Raw genomic sequence first — 17,932 nt, 5'->3', positions numbered from 1 at the left:
TCCCCTAACATCAATCACTTTCCAGATCTACATAGTTAAGTGGATCTACAACCTCATCGTTGATGCGCATCTCAAAATGCAGGTGTGGTCCGGTGCTGTTGCCGGTGTTGCCGGACAGACCAAGCAGATCGCCCTGAGAGACTGTCTGACCAACAGAGACGTTCGCTTCAGAGAGATGCCCATAACGGATCACCATGCCGTCACCACAGTCGACATAAACACTGATGCCATATCCCCCATTCCAGCCGGATTGGATAACGACTCCGTCTGTGCTGCTTTTGACAGGGGTTCCGGTGTTGACCGCGAGATCAATGCCGTTGTGGCTTCGCCCCCAGCGAGGACCTACATAGGATGAAATGACATAGTCCTTGACCGGAACGAGATAATCCGGACGTTCTTTCGTACCGACATGGATTTCCCGTGCGATGGCAGGGGTTATAATCCGGGAATCGATGACTTCCTGTGCCATTTCGTGGCCGTTCAGATATGTGATAAGAGTAGTTGTCTCCTGGGTGCCGGCAGTTCCTTCGTTTGTGACGATGATCTCTCCTTCGTAAAGCGAAGGATCATAGATGGTGCAGCAATCATCATAATAAGGAACAATCTCTTTTACACTTTGGAGGGTTGTGCCAGTTAAGCGGTATTCTTTTTGTGGTAGTTTAACAGCGGGAAATTCGCGTGCCTGACTTATGAGACAGACGAACAGACTGCTTCCGATCAGCATAAAGGTCAGCAATTTTTGTCTTTTGCAGGAAAACTTAAAATGATGTTTCATAATCATACGCTCCTACGGAATTATGTAATTGCTGTCAGTATTCCCATATGTTTCAAGTCTTATTCAAGAGATATAGGAATTATGACGATATATTGAAAAGAATGATAATAAAATTGTAATAAATTCATTGTAGTGTTACAATTCTGTGATGTAAAGAAAATACGTGTACAAAAAGGTGACAAAAGATGGCAAAGAATTTGATTGATATAGAAGATATTCCGCCACAGCTTGCGAATAAAGTGAAACAGGATCTGCGGTTTAAGACGGGAAACTTTGTGTGGCGTGTGCGGTTCAATATTCCGCTGGATCCACATACGGTAAACAAGGATACGATGTATGTGACGAATTCACAGAACCAGAAGCTGCGGTCTTATATCCGTTATGATACGAAAAATGAGATTATTGAAGTGGAGCCGCTGGAACCATATTCTACGAACGAATATTATTTTCTGACGATTACCAGAAGTGTAAAATCGAGAGGCGGGCAGTCGTTGAAGGAGCCGGTGCAGATAAAGTTCAAGTTATAAAAAGAAAGGGACCAAAGGATTGGTCCCTTTTATAGAAATGCAACCGTCTGTATTGTATTTTAGCAAGGGGGAGATTCAAAGGTAATACTCGAAACGACTCGTGAAAAATCGGTTGCATGCATGCCTATCCATATCATACGCAAAAAGCATGTCTGTTGTTCTTTTTTTCTAGACATAGTATGGTCGATGTGCTATTATTTTATGTGATTTGAAATGAAATTTTTTGAGTGAAATTGCACGAAAAGTGCAGTCTTGAAAAGGAGGAAAAAACAATGAGTTATTCCGCAGAGGTTATTGATTATAAAGGGAAAGAGGCAGTTGCACTGACCGCAGGAAAGTACAAAGCAATCGTGGCACCTTTTTTAGGCAGTAATGTCATCCGTATGCAGGATGTTGAAAATGGCATTGAGATTTTCCGTTATGACGAATCCCTTTCGGTAGAAGAGTTAAAGAAGAGTCCGGAGGTGTATGGTCTTCCAACCTTATATCTTCCAAACCGTCTTGCAAATGGTGTGTTGAAGGTAAGTGATGCAACCTATCATTTTCCGTTGAATGATCCACTTGGCAACCATATTCATGGTTTCCTGCATAAGCGTGAGCATACGCTTGTGAGCGCGACTGTAGAAGGCAAGAAGGCAATTGCAAAGACAGAGTACATATACGACAAGAACGATGAATTTTTTGAGACATATCCAGTGAGCTTCAAGGCAGAATTCACATTTACTCTGTCTGATGATGGGTTGGAGTATGCATTTACGATGACAAATACATCTGACAAGCAGATGCCGTACGGTATGTGTAACCACACAACGATCAACGGACCTTTCACAAAGGATGGAAATGGCCTGGATATGCGTCTGTATATCCCGGTTGGCGAAAAGTGGGAGCTTTCAAAGTCCTGCATTCCAACAGGCGATATGCTCGTACAGACAAATCACGACAGACAGTACCTGACAGGTTCACAGGTTCCAGTGCTGCATGATATTGATAACGATGTATTCTTTGCAGAGGAAGGCAGTCTGGATGGCAAGCCATTTTATGGTGCAGTAGCGACTGACGCTGCAACAGGCAAGCGTATCTGCTATGAAGTATGTAAGGATTTTAAGTTCTGGGTTGTGTGGAATGACCATGGAGACAAAGGATACTTCTGTCCGGAGCCTTGCACATGGATTATTGATGCACCAAACCAGCCAATTCCGGCAGAGGAGTCTGGTTACAAGGAGCTTGCGCCGGGTGAATCACATACCGTGACAGAGAAGATTTATACAGCATAATAAGGAATGAAATCTGACAGCCAGAAGTGGCAATTATAAGTGACAAAATCAGACCGGTACATATCCCGTATATGTGCCGGTTTTTTATGCGATGAACAGGTGCCGGTATGAACGCTTGTATTTGCGAAAGGGCATAATACACAGTTTGCCTTAACACAATAAGCTGTCTGACAGAAGTTCAGATTTGTGGCTGGCATGCCGATATTAACATAGAACAAATACGGAAAATAATAGTCGAAGATCAAGGAGCCTATATGCAGAATATCAATATAAAAAATTCACAGGAAGCAGCAAAAGCCTATCGTGCATACGAACAAGCCATTGCGAATCAAAAATATGCGTCAAATGCCACTCGGAATATGGATGCCTTTGAGGCTGTGGAACAGGTGCAGTATGACCGGACAGCAAATATTGAGACGAATGCACAGACTGTTATGGATAATTTCGAAGAATATCGTCGGGATATGCAGGAAAAGGCGAAATCCGAACAGCAGCAGGAGATCAGTGATGAGGAACAGGCGCGCGAGGATGCAAAGGAGATTGCACGGTCGCTCAGCCGGGAGGAGATTAAGAAACTCCGCATGATGGGAATTGATGTGGGATCGGCGTCTCTGTCAGATCTGATGGATATCGTGAATACGATGCGCGATCAGGCACATAAGGATGAACTGGCAAACATATTGGCACTGGCAAAGGTTGATCAGGGCGATGTATCGAATCTCGTATTTACCAGTACCGGCACGAAGATTGCAGGTGCAGATGTGGATTTGCAGGTTGGTAACAACGACATATTATATTTGTTAAAAAATAAAATGCCGCTCAATCAGGAGAATCTCTATAAGGCACATTACAGTGGACAGCAGAGCAGGCAGACATCCGGTGCGACAGTAGAGCAGGCGCAGTCGCAGGCGGCTCAGGCATGGAACGAATTGCCGCGGACATTACAGGCACAGTTGCAGCATATCATCGAACAGGCAGGCATTCCGGTAGATAATCAAAGTATGGGCGGTGCCGCACAGATGCTTGCAAATGATATTCCGGTTACGACCGATTCCATGCGCGCGTATATGGAGATGCAGGCGCAGGTAGGAACGCCTATGGATGCGTTGCCGACCGGAGAGCAGATGAACGCGCAGCAGGAACAGGATATTACAGATAAAGCAGATAAACTGCAGCAGGCAGTCGAAAGCCTGACAGAGACAGATATTATAGAGACCGTGCGTGCAGGAAAACCACTTACGATTGCGGCGATGCTGGCAGCACGGGAAGATGAAGCAGGCGCAGGTAACGCCGGACATTTAAATGCGGAAACAGGGAAACAGTCAAATCAGAATCATCTACAGTCGGATGCGAAGCTGAGTATGGGGATGACACAGCAATCGCTCCGAGCGGTGACAGCGCTGCGCCAGTTGGAGGAGCTGCGTCTTTCCATGACACAGCAGGCAGCGGTTCGGATGTTAAAACAGGATATCAATATTGATACGCGTGATCTGTCGCAGGTAGTTGCGAATCTTCGCAGCGTGGAAGCGCAGATGACAAGAGAACTTTTCGCAAGAAACGGTGTCGCGGCGACGGAAGAGAATATTACTGTGTATACAGAATTGCAGCGGGATATGCAGGCAATCGGAGATGCTTCGGTTGTTAGATTGGGCTCTCTTTTCGATGCAGAAAAGCTTGCAAATGCAGCTGCAGATACGGAAGCAGTACAGATGCAGTCGAATACGGATAGGGGCAATGCTTTGCGGATGATTTCCGTGCGTGGACTTGCCACACTTGTTGCCGGAGAGGAAGCCGGTGAGCAAGGCACAGTGGTTCCAAGCGGAGAGCTTGCGATGGCAGGCAGCGGGTCGCAGATTGCGGGTGCTTCATTAGATACCATCCGACGACCGGCAAATTTTGCAGCGATGGAACGGGAGTACGATGCACTTGGCACAGCGCCGCGGGCAGATATGGGAGACAGCATCCGAAAGGCATTTGCAAATGTGGATGCAATCCTGCAGGATATGAACCTTCCGGCTGATGCGGAGCATGAGCGCGCGGTTCGGATTCTGGGATATAATTCGATCGCGATTACCGAGGAGAATCTGCAGCAGGTTCTGCAATACGACAGAGAAGTGAATGACCTAATCACCGCTTGTCAGCCGGGAGCCGTATTGTCTATGATTCGTGATGGAATCAATCCGTTGGATCTGTCAGTAGAGGAGTTAAACCGGACGCTGCGGGATAGAAATTATCAAGCAGGAGTGAAGGAGACAGAGGATTTTGCGACATTTCTGCGTGACGTGGAACGGCGTGGGGAGATCAGCCCGGAGGAACGATCCGGCTATATTGGAATATATCGTGTGTTGAAGAAGCTGGAACGCTCCGGAGATCGGGAAGCCGGGTATCTGTTTGCAAATGGCAGTCGTCTGACTGTGAGGAATCTGATCACAGCGATGCGCAGCCGAAAGGCAGCAGGTATGGATGTCTCAGTGGATGATGATTTTGGATTGTTGACCGGGATGCAGACACACGGTACGAAGATGGATGCGCAGATTGAAGCGGCGTTTTTGCATGAAGCAGAATTGGATGCGCAGGAAGATGACAGTGAGAATGCGAAGACGATAGAAACAGCACAGGATGCAGAGGATGCAGTAAATCCGTGGCAGGAGATCGAAGAGGATGATGTGCTTGCCGAAACAGAACAGTTTTTGCAGGAGCAGAATCTGGAAGAAAGTGCTTTGAATACGCAGGCAGCTAATATGATTTTACGAGGAACAGACACGCCGGAAAGTATGAATATATATAATCTTCTGGCGCAGGTGATGAAGAATCTGCATTTTGAGGATCATACGACAGAGGATGCAGTCGATACGGAGACAGGCGCTATGGCAAGATCCCTTGCGGGCGAGAACATCGATCTGACGTTTGAACCGGACAGCCTGCTTGAACAGCTCGGACGCGGAGATGACCTGTCACTTACATATGCGGATCTGCAACAGCAGCTTGTTGAACAGATGTATACGCAGGCACAACTTGGCGGAACGCAGACGGTAGATTTTCATAATCTGAAGCTGGTGCAGGCAGGTTTCCGTATTCTTGGCTCCATGGCGAAGCGGCAACAGTACCGGATTCCGGTTGCAACCGAGATGGGAACGAAACTTGTTAATCTGACTTTGCAGAGTGGCACTGATCAGAGCGGAGCAATCGATATACAATTGCCATCTGCGCGGTTTGGCAGATTATCAGCAACTTTGTATATGGATGCGCAGGGACATTGTACAGGCACGGTTTACACGGATACTATGGATGGAAATGCGGCACTTCAGATGCAGGAAGAAGCGTTTTATAACATGCTTGTGAACAGTGAATATGCGGATGCGGTGATTACATTTGGAAAACATGATCTGGAAGATACAGGTCTTACACAGGAAGAACGTGTCGGGGATGCGGTCACAGATGAGCATTCACGGAAAAGTACAGGTGCATCGAGAGTTGCAACACAGAAACTTTGTGAAGCGTCGGTGTTTTTTGTTAAGGCATTTGCGCAACTTTCCGATAAATAACATAGAAACACGAGATCGGATGCGACAGGCGTAGGTGCTGACTGTAGGAGCTATGCCGTTGATGATAGGAGGCAGAACATGAGAATTAACTACAATGCGCTGGCGATGAATGCCACGACAAATTTCGGTAAAATAAATAATAAAGTTGCAAAGTCGATGTCCAGACTTTCTTCGGGATACAAGATTACGAGTCCGGCGGATGATGCAGCGGGACTTGCAATCTCAAAGAAGATGAGTGCTCAGATCCGGGGACTTGACCGGGCAGCATTGAATTCTAATGATGGGATTTCTGTTATCCAGTCCGCGGAGGGTGGCATGGAAGAAATGCACAGTATTCTCGGACGCATGCGTGAACTTGCAGTGCAGGCGGCAAATGATGTCAATGATGAAGTGGATCGTGACGCGATTCAGGAAGAGATTGACTCTCTGGCAGCAGAACTCACACAGATTTCCGAGACAACTTCTTTCAACGGTCAGACACTGTTGAATGGAGATCTGACAAGGCGTTCTCTGTCAAGTGTGAATGGTGTGAAAGCGGCGTATATTTCATCTGAGGTAAGCACGGGTGTTTATTCCCTCAAAGTAACTGCGGATGCAGAGCAGGCATCTATGGTGACAGGGTTCTCATATTCGACGGCTGTGATTGCGAAAGAACAGGCAGGAACTTTGAAGGTGAATGGATTTTCGGTAACGATTTCAGAAGGCATGACCATGGACGAAGTATATCGGAGTCTGCAGACGGGACTTGCGAAGATCAATGTGGATGTATTTGCAACACAGGATGGAAGTACGGAAACTGATTTTGCAAGTGGTGCGCCGGTGTTGTTCCGTACAAAAGAATACGGTAGTAGTGAGAAGATTGAGATTTCTGTGTCGAATCCGGAACTGGCAGCCGTGTTGGGAGTGACAGATGGTACGTCTGTACAGGGGAAAGACTGTAAAGCAACACTCACAACCGCGGACGATGGATTTTCCACAACGGCAACGGTTTCAACTGCCGGAAATAAAATAGAGATTACGGATCGGAGTGGTTTCTCTATGACTGTGGAAGTAGACCCGGGTATCGTAGGACAAAATGGAGCAACGATAAGTGCGGATATAGAGGTGCTGTCTGCGGGAACTATGATAGTACAGACCGGTTCCAATGAGGGAGAGCAGTTATCGGTTGATATCCCGGAACTGACTGCGAAGTCGCTGGATGTAGACGAACTGATCATGTATACACATGAGTATGCGTCAAAAGCGATCGAGAAGATTGATGAAGCAGTCAAGAAGGTATCTAGTGCACGGTCAAAACTCGGCGCTTATGAGAATCGTCTGGATGACATCCATTCGAACCTGCAGGTACAGAGTGAAAGTATCACAGAAGCATATTCGCGTATTATGGATACTGACATGGCGGAAGAGATGACGGAATATACACAGCAGGAGGTTTTGTCACAGGCAGCAATCTCTATGATGCAAAAGGCGAATGACCGTCCGGAATCTATCTTGCAGTTGTTACAGTAATAGCCTGTAGGAAACTGATAATTAAAGAGAATCTCTGTCCGCAGGGCAAGAAATAAGAGGAAATCAATATGACACAGGAAATGAAACAGGAATTCACACGGCGTGTCAGCCAAGAGAATCACAGCGGCTTGATTTTAGTGTTGTGCGATATCTTTCATACATATGGAAATGATGCAATGACAGCGTATGAAGCAGGGAATGAAACTGCGTATCTGCAAAATATTGAGCTGGCACGTCGTACCATGCAGGAGCTGATTGATTGTTTTTCTAAAGAAGATGCACTTGGCAGAAATGTAATTGCCATTTTAAGATTTGTCTATGGAAAGCTTGTGCGTTCAGAAGTGCGCAGGCAGCCGGATGAACTGGATCGCTGTGTGCAGATGGTCGATAATTTACGTGTCGGATTTGCGCATCTGCACGAACTTGACAACGAGGGCGCAGTGATGCAGAATGTACATCAGGTATATGCCGGACTTACCTACGGCAAGGGAACCTTAAACGAGAGCGTACAGGGTGTGAACTATGAAAGCCGTGGATATCAGATTTAACAAAAAGGAGTAATCGAAGATGAAAAAAGATGATTGTATTTTCTGTAAGATTGCAAATGGCGAGATTCCATCTGCAACGGTATATGAGACACCGGAGTGCCGGGTAATCCTGGATCTGGCACCGGCCAATCAGGGACATGCACTGATTTTGACGAAGGAGCATTATGACAATATCTATCAGTTAGACGAGGAGACTGCAGGCAAGGTATTTTCGCTTGCAACCCGCGTTGCAAAGGCAGTACAGGAAGAGACCGGCTGTGAAGGACTGAATATCGTACAGAACAACGGCGAAGTAGCCGGACAGACGGTGCACCATTTTCATATGCATGTGATTCCGCGTCACGCAGGGGATGATGTGCAGGTGACTTGGAAGCAGGGTGAGACAGAATCGGAATCATTGAAGGCGCTGGCAGATGCAATCAAAAAGCATATCTAGAGATAAAAAGGTGCAGCCGGGCAGGCTGTCGAAGCGGCAGATTGTGTTCCTTGTATTGTCGATATTGTTCGCGATTATGATTTTCTGTTTTTCTGCGCGGACAGGAGTAGAGTCTACAGAAGACAGTTACACTGTGGGTATGGAGTTTGGCCGTGTTGTACATCTGGATTTCAAGGACTGGTCGGAGGAAGCGCAGCTTGATTTTGCCGAGAAGGTAGATCATCCGATTCGGAAGCTGGCACATGCAACAGAGTATGCGGTTTTTGCAATGCTTTTATGCGGCGCGTGGATGAACGGCAGACGCAGAAAGGTCTATGCCGGGCTTTTGGCGTGGGGATCGGCAACTGTATATGCTATGACCGATGAATTTCACCAGTTGTTTGTGCCGGGACGAAGCGGTCAGGTAAAGGATGTGCTGCTCGATAGTTGTGGAGCGGCAGTTGGAATACTGATTCTGCTGCTTGTGACGATGCTGATTCGTGTTATCTGCAAAAAGCATGGTACACAGGAATAAAATTCGACGGATGGTGCGAAAATACAACGAAAATAGCAAATAAAACCATTGACAAGTAGAAATATATGATATATGTTAAACATGTCTCTCTTATTCAGAGTGGTGGAGTCATAAGGGACGAAGAAGCCACGGCAACCCCGGAGACGGAAGGTGCCGACCTGAGCGATACTTAGATTAAGTTGTCGAGCAATAAGAAGATTTGATAACGACTTTCAAATCCGGTTGCTTGCAGCCGGATTTCTTTTTTATGAATTGCCGCTGACTAAGAGACAACCACAATATACACAAGGTAAAGCGAACCGGGAGTGGAATGATTACAATAGACATCGTATAGAGTCATAGCATATATTCCATTGCCAGGGAGCGAGATCAAAAGGAGGAACAAATGGAGAAGTTATTATTTACTTCAGAATCAGTAACCGAAGGCCATCCTGACAAAATCTGTGATCAGATCAGTGATGCCGTATTAGATGCACTTTTAGCGCAGGACCCTATGAGCCGTGTCGCTTGTGAGACAGCCGTAACAACCGGACTGGTACTTGTTATGGGTGAGATCACAACGAAGGCACAGATTGATATCCAGACAATCGTCCGCGAGACAGTCCGTGAGATCGGTTATGACCGTGCAAAGTACGGATTTGACTGTGATACCTGTGGTGTTATTGTAGCACTTGACAAGCAGTCAGCCGATATCGCAATGGGTGTTGACAGGGCACTTGAAGCGAAGGAAAACAATATGTCTGACGAAGAAATCGAGGCAATCGGTGCCGGCGATCAGGGTATGATGTTCGGTTATGCAACAAACGAGACACCGGAGCTTATGCCATATCCGATCTCATTGGCACACAAGCTTGCCAGAAAGCTGACAGAAGTTCGTAAGAATGGCACACTTTCTTATTTAAGACCGGATGGCAAGACACAGGTATCTGTAGAATATGACGAGAACGGAAAGCCTTGCAGATTAGAGGCGGTTGTCCTTTCTACACAGCATGATGAGAATGTATCTCAGGAGCAGATCCATGCAGACATCAAGAAATATGTGTTTGATCCGGTTCTTCCACAGAATATGATTGACGATGAGACAAAGTTCTTCATCAACCCAACCGGACGTTTTGTAATCGGTGGACCAAACGGTGACTCCGGTGTAACCGGACGTAAGATCATCGTAGACACTTACGGTGGATATGCACGTCACGGCGGCGGAGCATTTTCAGGAAAGGATTGCACAAAGGTAGACCGTTCCGCAGCGTATGCCGCACGTTATGTGGCAAAGAATATTGTGGCAGCCGGACTGGCCGATAAGTGTGAGATTCAGCTTTCTTATGCAATCGGTGTTGCAAGACCAACTTCAATTATGGTTGATACATTTGGCACAGGTAAGCTTGCAGATGATAAGCTCGTAGAGATTGTCCGCGAGAACTTCGATCTGCGCCCGGCAGGAATCATCAAGATGCTTGATTTGCGCAGACCGATCTACAAGCAGACTGCTGCTTACGGACATTTCGGAAGAACCGATATCGACCTTCCATGGGAGAAGACCGACAAGGTAGATGATCTGAAGAAATATTTGTAGGATATCTGCAGGAATGAATATAGTAAATCCCGGGACACGGGCATACATATCGGACGATGCCCGTGTGCCTTGCATTTGTGATAAGAAAAGAGGATAAAAATCATGAAGAATATGTTGAATTTCAAGAATTTCTCTGCAGAAGAGCTGCAGAAGATTCTTGACCTTGCACTGGATATGAAGAAGAATCCGAAGAAGTACAGCCATGCATTAGAGGGCAAGAAGCTCTATACATTGTTTGAGAAGACAAGTACCCGAACATTCCTTTCTTTCACGACAGGTATGACAGAGCTTGGAGGAACGTACTACAACCAGCTTTGGAAGGACAGCAATTTTGTCCTTGGCGAGCCGGTTTCCGAGATCAAATACGTATGCCGCAATGTCGATATTATTATGGCACGTCTCGTGAAAAATGAGACCGTTGAACTGTTTGGAGACAATGTAACCGTACCATTTATCAATGGCTGTGATAACTCTTATCATCCTTGTCAGATTTTGGCAGATGCACTGACGATCATCGAAAAGTTCGGCAGTCTGAATGTCAAGTTCTTATATATCGGTGCAAAGAACAACGTATTCAATTCATTGGTAGAATTCTTCTCCAAGATGAAGCAGGGAACCCTGTACGGACTGACTCCGCTTGTAAATGAGACAGCCTGCGGACCGGATTTCTACGAGGAAGCAAAGAAGACAGGCTACTATGTGGAGCTTGATCCGGACATGCCGATGGACGAAGTGAAGAAGTATGTGAAGGATATGGATATCTGCTATACTGACACATGGCTTGACATGGAGTTCTTCAATGATCCTGCATACCAGGATAAGAAGAAGGAGCTTATGGACAAGATGATGCCATATCAGTTGAATGATGAGTTCTTAGAGGGCAGTCATGCGCTTGTGTTCCACGATATGCCGATGCATGTTGGCTTCGAGATCTCAAAGGAAGTGGAGATGAAGAACCTCGATCATATTCTCGATCAGGCAGAAAACAGAAGACATGCGGAAAAAGCAGTCATGTATACATTGATAAAGGGAATTTAAGTGGTATAATATATGGATGTGTGGTTGGGCGTATTGGCCTTCGTGTTATTCCTTGGGTTTGGCTCAGGGGTACTCGTATGTATTTCTGCTGTGAAGCGGCAGGCAGGAATCATAATAAAAAGCCGATTACATCACAAATTAAATAATTCCGAGGTGATCTATGCGAACCTTGGGCTCGTGGGACTTGTGGTATTGGTGTATTTCAAGATCTATATATTTGTGCCTGCGGTATTGATGTTTGTGCTTTTTGTTGTGCTGTCAACACGCATTCAGAGTGGTATAACACGTGATGGTGTATTAGTCGGAACCACATTTATTGAATGGGAATTCATGCGGTCTTTCCTCCTGGAAAACCAGGGGGAAGACAGCAATGTAATCGTACTGAAGATTCGTGCGAATCGAAAAACGTATATCCTTGTTTGCAATCGGGAAGACCGGTTTGCAATTGATGAGATATTCAAGAAAAATAACGTGCATTCAATGGGAGGAAACCTGAAATGAAACATGTAATTGATTCAACAGACTTATCCGTGGAAGAAATCGATGGCATTTTGAAGCTGGCACAGGATATCATCGATGACAAAGAAGCATATAGTGAAGCGTGTAAGGGCAAAAAACTTGCAACATTATTTTTTGAACCAAGTACAAGAACAAGACTTAGCTTTGAATCAGCAATGATGGAGCTTGGTGGAAATGTACTTGGTTTTTCTTCGGCTTCGTCTTCCTCTGCGACGAAGGGCGAGAGCGTAGGCGACACAACGAGAGTAGTAAGCTGCTATGCAGACATTATTGCGATGCGTCATCCGAAAGAAGGTGCGCCGATGCGGGCATCTATGGTGAGCAGTGTGCCAATCATCAATGCAGGCGATGGCGGTCACAACCATCCAACACAGACACTTGCAGATCTGCTTACGATTCTGCGTGAAAAAGGCAGGCTGAACAACTTTACGATTGGACTGTGTGGCGATTTGAAATTCGGACGTACCGTACATTCGCTGATCAAGGCATTATCCCGTTATGAAAATATCAAATTTATACTGATTGCACCGAAGGAACTCCGCGTACCGGAATACATTATTTCCGAAGTGCTCGAGGCAAATCATATTCCGTATGAAGAAGTAGAATCTATGGAAGAGGTGATGGGAGAACTTGATGTACTCTATATGACAAGAGTGCAGAAGGAACGGTTCTTCAATGAGGCAGATTATGTCAGATTGAAGGATACATATATTCTTGATGGAAAGAAATTGAAACACGCAAAATCCGATCTTGCGATCCTGCATCCGCTTCCACGTGTCAATGAGATTTCAGTGGAGATTGATGATGATCCACGTGCCTGCTATTTCCGTCAGGTTATGAACGGAAAATTTGTGCGTATGGCATTGATGCTGACACTGCTCAAGGCAAATGGTGCAAAATTGAACTTGTCTGCGGACAAGCTTGCGAAGATTCCGGAGTAGGTAAATAGATTTACATGAAGGAGGTAATCATATGAAGATAGATAGTATTCAAAATGGTATTGTGCTGGATCATATTACTGCCGGCAAAGCGCTTCAGGTCTACCATGACCTTGAACTCGACAAGCTTGATTGTTCTGTAGCCATCCTGCAGAACGTAAAAAGCAGTAAAATGGGAAAGAAAGATATTCTGAAGATTGATAAAGAATACGATGTGAATCTGGATGTGCTTGGTTATATCGATCCGGATATCACAGTCAGCATCATCAAGGACGGACAGACCGTTGAGAAAAAGAAGCTGGCGTTGCCGAAAAAACTTATCAATGTAAAAAAATGTAAAAATCCACGTTGCATCACATCGACAGAACCGGGAATTGTGCATATATTTAAATTAGCAGATGAAAAAAATCGTATTTATCGCTGCGTTTATTGTGAGGCAGATAAGTAAGTGCTTTACAAAAAAATGGAATGTGTTATAATTATTAAGATTATGGGCTAGTAGCGTAAAAAATAACTGGCAGCACAGAGGTGTGAAATGGAAAAATATGTTATAAAAGGCGGCAATGTTCTGGAAGGTGAAGTATCGATTGCCGGTGCGAAAAACGCCGCACTCGGTATCCTTGCAGCAGCAGTTATGACAGACGAAGAGTGTATTATAGAGAATGTACCATATGTAGAAGATACAAAGACATTGCTTCGTGCGATCGAGACAATTGGCGCTAAAGTAAAATACATTGACAATCATACAGTTTCCATCTGCGGCGGAACAATCAAAACCGGCGAAGATGTTTGTGTGGATGATGAATATATACGGAAGATACGAGCATCCTATTATCTGCTTGGTGCCCTGCTTGGTAAATACAACTATGCACAGGTTGCGTTGCCGGGAGGCTGCGATATCGGACTTCGACCGATTGATCAGCATATCAAGGGATTTGAGGCACTTGGCGCGAAAGTAGAGATCGTGAATGGCGGAAAGGTTGTTGCGAAGGCGGATCAGTTGATTGGAAACCATATTTATCTTGATGTGGTGACCGTTGGCGCTACAATCAATATTATGATGGCAGCTGTGCTTGCAGAGGGTAAGACAACGATTGAGAATGCTGCGAAAGAGCCACACATTGTAGACGTTGCGAACTTCCTGAACAGTATGGGCGCAAATATCAAGGGCGCCGGTACGGATGTTATCCGGATTCGCGGTGTTCAGCGGCTGAAAGGAACCGAATATTCAATCATTCCGGATCAGATAGAAGCAGGAACATTTATGACGATGGCAGCAGCCACGAAAGGAAATGTTCTGATAAAGAATGTAATTCCAAAACACTTAGAGGCAATCTCTTCTAAGCTGAATGAGATTGGTGCACGCGTAATCGAATATGATGATGCGGTCCGCGTTATGGCGGATGGCAGATTCAAAGCAACACAGATCAAGACACTTCCATATCCGGGATTCCCGACAGATATGCAGCCGCAGATGGCGGTTACACTTGCATTGTCACAGGGAACCAGTGTCATTACGGAGAGTATTTTTGAGAATCGTTTCAAATATGTAAGCGAGCTTTCACGTATGGGAGCGCGCATCAAGGTAGAAGGTAATTCCGCAGTCATTACCGGCGTGGATGGTTATACTGGTGCGAATCTGGTTGCACCGGATCTTCGTGCGGGTGCCGCACTTGTCATAGCAGCACTGGCAGCGGATGGATTCAGTACGATTGATGATATCAAATATATTTTGCGTGGGTATGAAGATTTTGATGGAAAGATTCGTGAGCTTGGCGGGCAGATCGAAGTGGTCGATGATGACCGTGATGTCCAGAAATTCAAATTAAGAGTGGGTTAAAAACAAAAATAAGGGAGGGGTTTCATATGCCTAAAAAACCGTACTACATTACAACCGCAATCGCATACACATCTGGTAAGCCTCATATAGGCAATACGTATGAGGTTGTACTTGCAGACAGCATTGCCAGATATAAGAGATATGTTGGATACGATGTTCGTTTCCAGACAGGAACAGACGAACATGGTCAGAAGATAGAGATTAAAGCATTTGAGAATCTCTCCACGCCGAAGGAGTTTGTGGATGAGACATCGGCAGAGATCAAGCGTATATGGGATCTTATGAATACATCTTACGATAAGTTTATCCGTACAACGGACGACTATCATGAGAAACAGGTACAGAAGATTTTCAAGAAATTATACGATCAGGGAGATATCTACAAGGGCGAGTACGAAGGCATGTACTGTACACCTTGTGAATCTTTCTTCACGAAAGCGCAGCTTGTAGATGGCAAATGCCCGGACTGTGGCCGTGAGGTACAGCCGGCAAAGGAAGAAGCATATTTCTTCAAGCTCAGCAAGTATGCAGACCGTCTGATTGAACATATCAATACACATCCGGACTTTATCCAGCCGGAGTCCCGTAAGAACGAGATGATGAATAACTTCCTGCTTCCGGGATTACAGGATCTGTGCGTATCAAGAACATCCTTCAAGTGGGGTATTCCGGTAGACTTCGATCCGGGACATATCGTATATGTATGGATTGATGCGCTGACTAACTATATTACAGGTCTTGGCTATGATGTGGATGGTAATTCGGACGAATTGTACCATCGTTACTGGCCTGCAGATCTGCATCTGATCGGCAAGGATATCATCCGTTTCCATACGATTTACTGGCCATGTATCCTTATGGCACTTGGAGAGCCGCTTCCGAAGCAGGTATTCGGACATCCTTGGCTCATCCAGAGTGATGGAAAGATGAGTAAGTCCCGTGGAAATGTAATCTATGCAGACGATATGGTAGATCTGTTCGGCGTAGATGCGGTTCGCTACTTCCTGCTGCATGAGATGCCGTTTGAGAACGATGGTGTTATCTCATGGGAGCTTGTGATTGAGCGTATCAATTCAGAACTTGCAAACACACTTGGAAACCTCGTCAACCGTACGATTTCCATGTCCAATAAATATTTCGATGGTGTTGTGTCAAACGCAGGCGCACATGAGCCGGTCGATGACGACCTAAAGGCAGTTGTAACTGACACCAGACTCCGTGTAAATGCATGCATGGACAAGCTTCGTGTGGCAGATGCGATCACAGAAATCTTCGCTTTATTTAAGCGTTGCAATAAGTATATTGATGAGACGATGCCTTGGGCACTTGCTAAGGATCCGGAGAATGCAGATCGTCTGAATACGGTTCTTTACAATCTGGTAGAGAGCATCGTGATTGGCGCAAGCTTACTTGAGCCATATATGCCGGAGACTTCCGAGAAGATATTAAAGCAGCTCAATGCTGACAAGCGTCGTGTGACAGAGCTTTCGAACTTTGGCCTGTACCCATCCGGAAATAAGGTAACGGATCAGCCGGAGATTCTCTTTGCAAGAATCGATGCACCAAAGATGCTCGAGGAGATTGAGAAGCGTTTCCCATCTAAGGTTGTTGAGGAGCCAAAGCCGGAGAAGAAGGTAAAGAAAGAAGAAAAGGTTGAGATTCCTACGCTTGATGCCGTTGTAAAAGAAGAAATCACAATTGATGAGTTTAGCCGTATGCAGTTACAGATGGGTGAGATCATCGCCTGCGAGGAAGTTGCAAAGTCCAAGAAACTGCTTTGCTCTCAGGTAAAGGTACAGGGCAGAACCCTGCAGATTGTATCGGGAATCAAGCATTACTATACGCCGGAGCAGATGGTTGGTAAGAAGGTTGTAGTTATCACGAACCTGAAGCCGACAAAGCTGGCGGGTGTTTTGTCTGAAGGTATGCTTCTCTGTGCGGAGGATTTCGATGGAAATCTGGCACTCTTAACTGCAGAGAAAGATATGCCGGCTGGAGCAATGATCAGCTAGATAATCCACGATTTTATTAAAAATAAATGACCGACTGGTGTAAAACCAATCGGTCATTTTTAATTGCTTGTAAAATTATGAAATAGTTACTGGGCATCTGTTGCTGTACCGGTCTCTGTCACAACAGATGAATTGATCATGGCCGCATCGATGTTTCTGAAATCGCGGTCGCTGATGTAATATTTGTTTCCGTCTTCGATAATTTCTACCGTTACTACCTGTGGGTCTGCATAGCTCATATTCTCACAACCATTGTTCAGGATAGAAAGCAGCTGCTGTGCAAATTCGGTTTCGTATTCTGTGAGCGTGTAATCGTTGTAAAGCCCGGCTTTTACGCCATCATTAAATGTATTCACAAGATTTGTTACATCCGCGGAAGTCTGTGCAAACAGGTTGATTGGATAAATAGTTACATCTACAACATAGACACTTCCGTCTTTTCTTGCTTTGTCGACACTGAAATTTACTTTGCTGTAAATGGTTTTTGCTAATTCCTCAAACTGCACCCGCATCTCGGGTGCGTCATCAATATTGACACTGTAATAGGTTAAAATATTGTCTGTGAGCAGATCAATATTTGCCTGGTAGAGTGCATCTGCATCTGCCTGGTTGGCACCGGACGCTTCGATATATTCCTTGGTCGCGCCAAGGTAATTGATGGAAATCAGACTCTTGATATATGTCTGGTAGCGTTTCTCCACATTTGCGGTACATGCGGTCAGGGAGCAGACAAGCAGCATGCAGACAAAAGCAAGAGCTGCGCGCTTTCCTTTCGCCTTATATAATTTTATATTAAAGTTCATTTTAAAAACCACCTTTCCAAGATAACAAAACTAAACACTATTTTAATGTATCACAAGGCGAAAGTAAATATCAATACATCA

At 45.4% G+C, this 17,932-nt stretch carries 16 protein-coding genes and 1 riboswitch; of the genes, 14 read left to right on the top strand and 2 right to left on the bottom strand.

Annotation, left to right across the window (positions count from 1 at the left end; all coding sequences use genetic code 11):
* Positions 1 to 10: 10 nt before the first annotated feature.
* The gene (locus KP625_RS08850) at positions 11 to 775 is read right to left on the bottom strand and encodes a M23 family metallopeptidase (protein ID WP_238297352.1); all 765 of its coding nucleotides are present in this window, start codon (positions 773 to 775) and stop codon (positions 11 to 13) included.
* A 185-nt stretch (positions 776 to 960) separates the two neighbouring features.
* Between KP625_RS08850 and KP625_RS08845 the strand changes: the two genes are divergently transcribed.
* From KP625_RS08845 to metG, 14 genes are all read left to right on the top strand, one after another.
* Positions 961 to 1,302, top strand: coding sequence for an Ig-like domain-containing protein (locus tag KP625_RS08845; protein ID WP_238297351.1), 342 nt, complete (start codon positions 961 to 963; stop codon positions 1,300 to 1,302).
* A 272-nt stretch (positions 1,303 to 1,574) separates the two neighbouring features.
* On the top strand, positions 1,575 to 2,576 hold the full coding sequence (locus KP625_RS08840; protein ID WP_238297349.1) for an aldose 1-epimerase: 1,002 nt from the start codon (positions 1,575 to 1,577) through the stop codon (positions 2,574 to 2,576).
* A gap of 254 nt (positions 2,577 to 2,830) precedes the next feature.
* Entirely contained in the window at positions 2,831 to 6,121 is a 3,291-nt protein-coding gene (locus tag KP625_RS08835) for a DUF6240 domain-containing protein (RefSeq protein WP_238297348.1), read from the top strand.
* A 78-nt stretch (positions 6,122 to 6,199) separates the two neighbouring features.
* The gene (locus KP625_RS08830; RefSeq protein ID WP_238297345.1) at positions 6,200 to 7,630 is read left to right on the top strand and encodes a flagellin N-terminal helical domain-containing protein; all 1,431 of its coding nucleotides are present in this window, start codon (positions 6,200 to 6,202) and stop codon (positions 7,628 to 7,630) included.
* A gap of 68 nt (positions 7,631 to 7,698) precedes the next feature.
* Complete coding sequence (locus KP625_RS08825; RefSeq protein ID WP_238297343.1) at positions 7,699 to 8,178, top strand: flagellar protein FliS; 480 nt, start codon at positions 7,699 to 7,701, stop codon at positions 8,176 to 8,178.
* Positions 8,179 to 8,197: 19 nt separating this feature from the next.
* Entirely contained in the window at positions 8,198 to 8,614 is a 417-nt protein-coding gene (locus KP625_RS08820; RefSeq protein WP_177969563.1) for an HIT family protein, read from the top strand.
* Positions 8,592 to 9,128, top strand: coding sequence for a VanZ family protein (locus KP625_RS08815; protein WP_238297341.1), 537 nt, complete (start codon positions 8,592 to 8,594; stop codon positions 9,126 to 9,128). The genes KP625_RS08820 and KP625_RS08815 overlap by 23 nt, the downstream gene beginning before the upstream one ends.
* Before the next feature lie 87 nt (positions 9,129 to 9,215).
* Positions 9,216 to 9,324: riboswitch (SAM riboswitch) on the top strand.
* Between the two features lie 189 nt (positions 9,325 to 9,513).
* Positions 9,514 to 10,701: a methionine adenosyltransferase gene (metK, locus tag KP625_RS08810; RefSeq protein ID WP_238297339.1), complete on the top strand. Its 1,188-nt coding sequence runs from the start codon at positions 9,514 to 9,516 to the stop codon at positions 10,699 to 10,701.
* Positions 10,702 to 10,803: 102 nt separating this feature from the next.
* Positions 10,804 to 11,739: an ornithine carbamoyltransferase gene (locus KP625_RS08805; RefSeq protein ID WP_238297337.1), complete on the top strand. Its 936-nt coding sequence runs from the start codon at positions 10,804 to 10,806 to the stop codon at positions 11,737 to 11,739.
* 12 nt (positions 11,740 to 11,751) lie between these two features.
* Positions 11,752 to 12,240: a DUF5673 domain-containing protein gene (locus tag KP625_RS08800; protein ID WP_238297335.1), complete on the top strand. Its 489-nt coding sequence runs from the start codon at positions 11,752 to 11,754 to the stop codon at positions 12,238 to 12,240.
* Positions 12,237 to 13,199, top strand: a complete 963-nt coding sequence (pyrB, locus tag KP625_RS08795) for an aspartate carbamoyltransferase (protein ID WP_238297333.1) — start codon at positions 12,237 to 12,239, stop codon at positions 13,197 to 13,199. Before KP625_RS08800 ends, pyrB begins: the two co-directional genes overlap by 4 nt.
* Before the next feature lie 31 nt (positions 13,200 to 13,230).
* Positions 13,231 to 13,644 carry an aspartate carbamoyltransferase regulatory subunit gene (locus KP625_RS08790; RefSeq protein ID WP_178018327.1) on the top strand — a complete coding sequence of 138 codons (414 nt, stop codon included), beginning with the start codon at positions 13,231 to 13,233 and terminating at the stop codon, positions 13,642 to 13,644.
* Positions 13,645 to 13,731: 87 nt separating this feature from the next.
* The gene (locus KP625_RS08785) at positions 13,732 to 15,036 is read left to right on the top strand and encodes a UDP-N-acetylglucosamine 1-carboxyvinyltransferase (RefSeq protein ID WP_177970710.1); all 1,305 of its coding nucleotides are present in this window, start codon (positions 13,732 to 13,734) and stop codon (positions 15,034 to 15,036) included.
* Between the two features lie 26 nt (positions 15,037 to 15,062).
* Positions 15,063 to 17,048: a methionine--tRNA ligase gene (metG, locus tag KP625_RS08780; protein ID WP_238297331.1), complete on the top strand. Its 1,986-nt coding sequence runs from the start codon at positions 15,063 to 15,065 to the stop codon at positions 17,046 to 17,048.
* An 86-nt stretch (positions 17,049 to 17,134) separates the two neighbouring features.
* Here metG and KP625_RS08775 read toward each other — a convergent pair whose 3' ends face one another.
* Positions 17,135 to 17,851, bottom strand: coding sequence for a hypothetical protein (locus KP625_RS08775; protein ID WP_238297329.1), 717 nt, complete (start codon positions 17,849 to 17,851; stop codon positions 17,135 to 17,137).
* Between the last annotated feature and the right edge of the window lie 81 nt (positions 17,852 to 17,932).

This window comes from Eubacterium sp. MSJ-33 (genome assembly GCF_022174665.1).
GTDB lineage: Bacteria > Bacillota > Clostridia > Lachnospirales > Lachnospiraceae > Coprococcus_C.
Note: the sequence above shows the minus strand (reverse complement) of the source record. Positions and strands in the feature narration are given on the sequence as shown.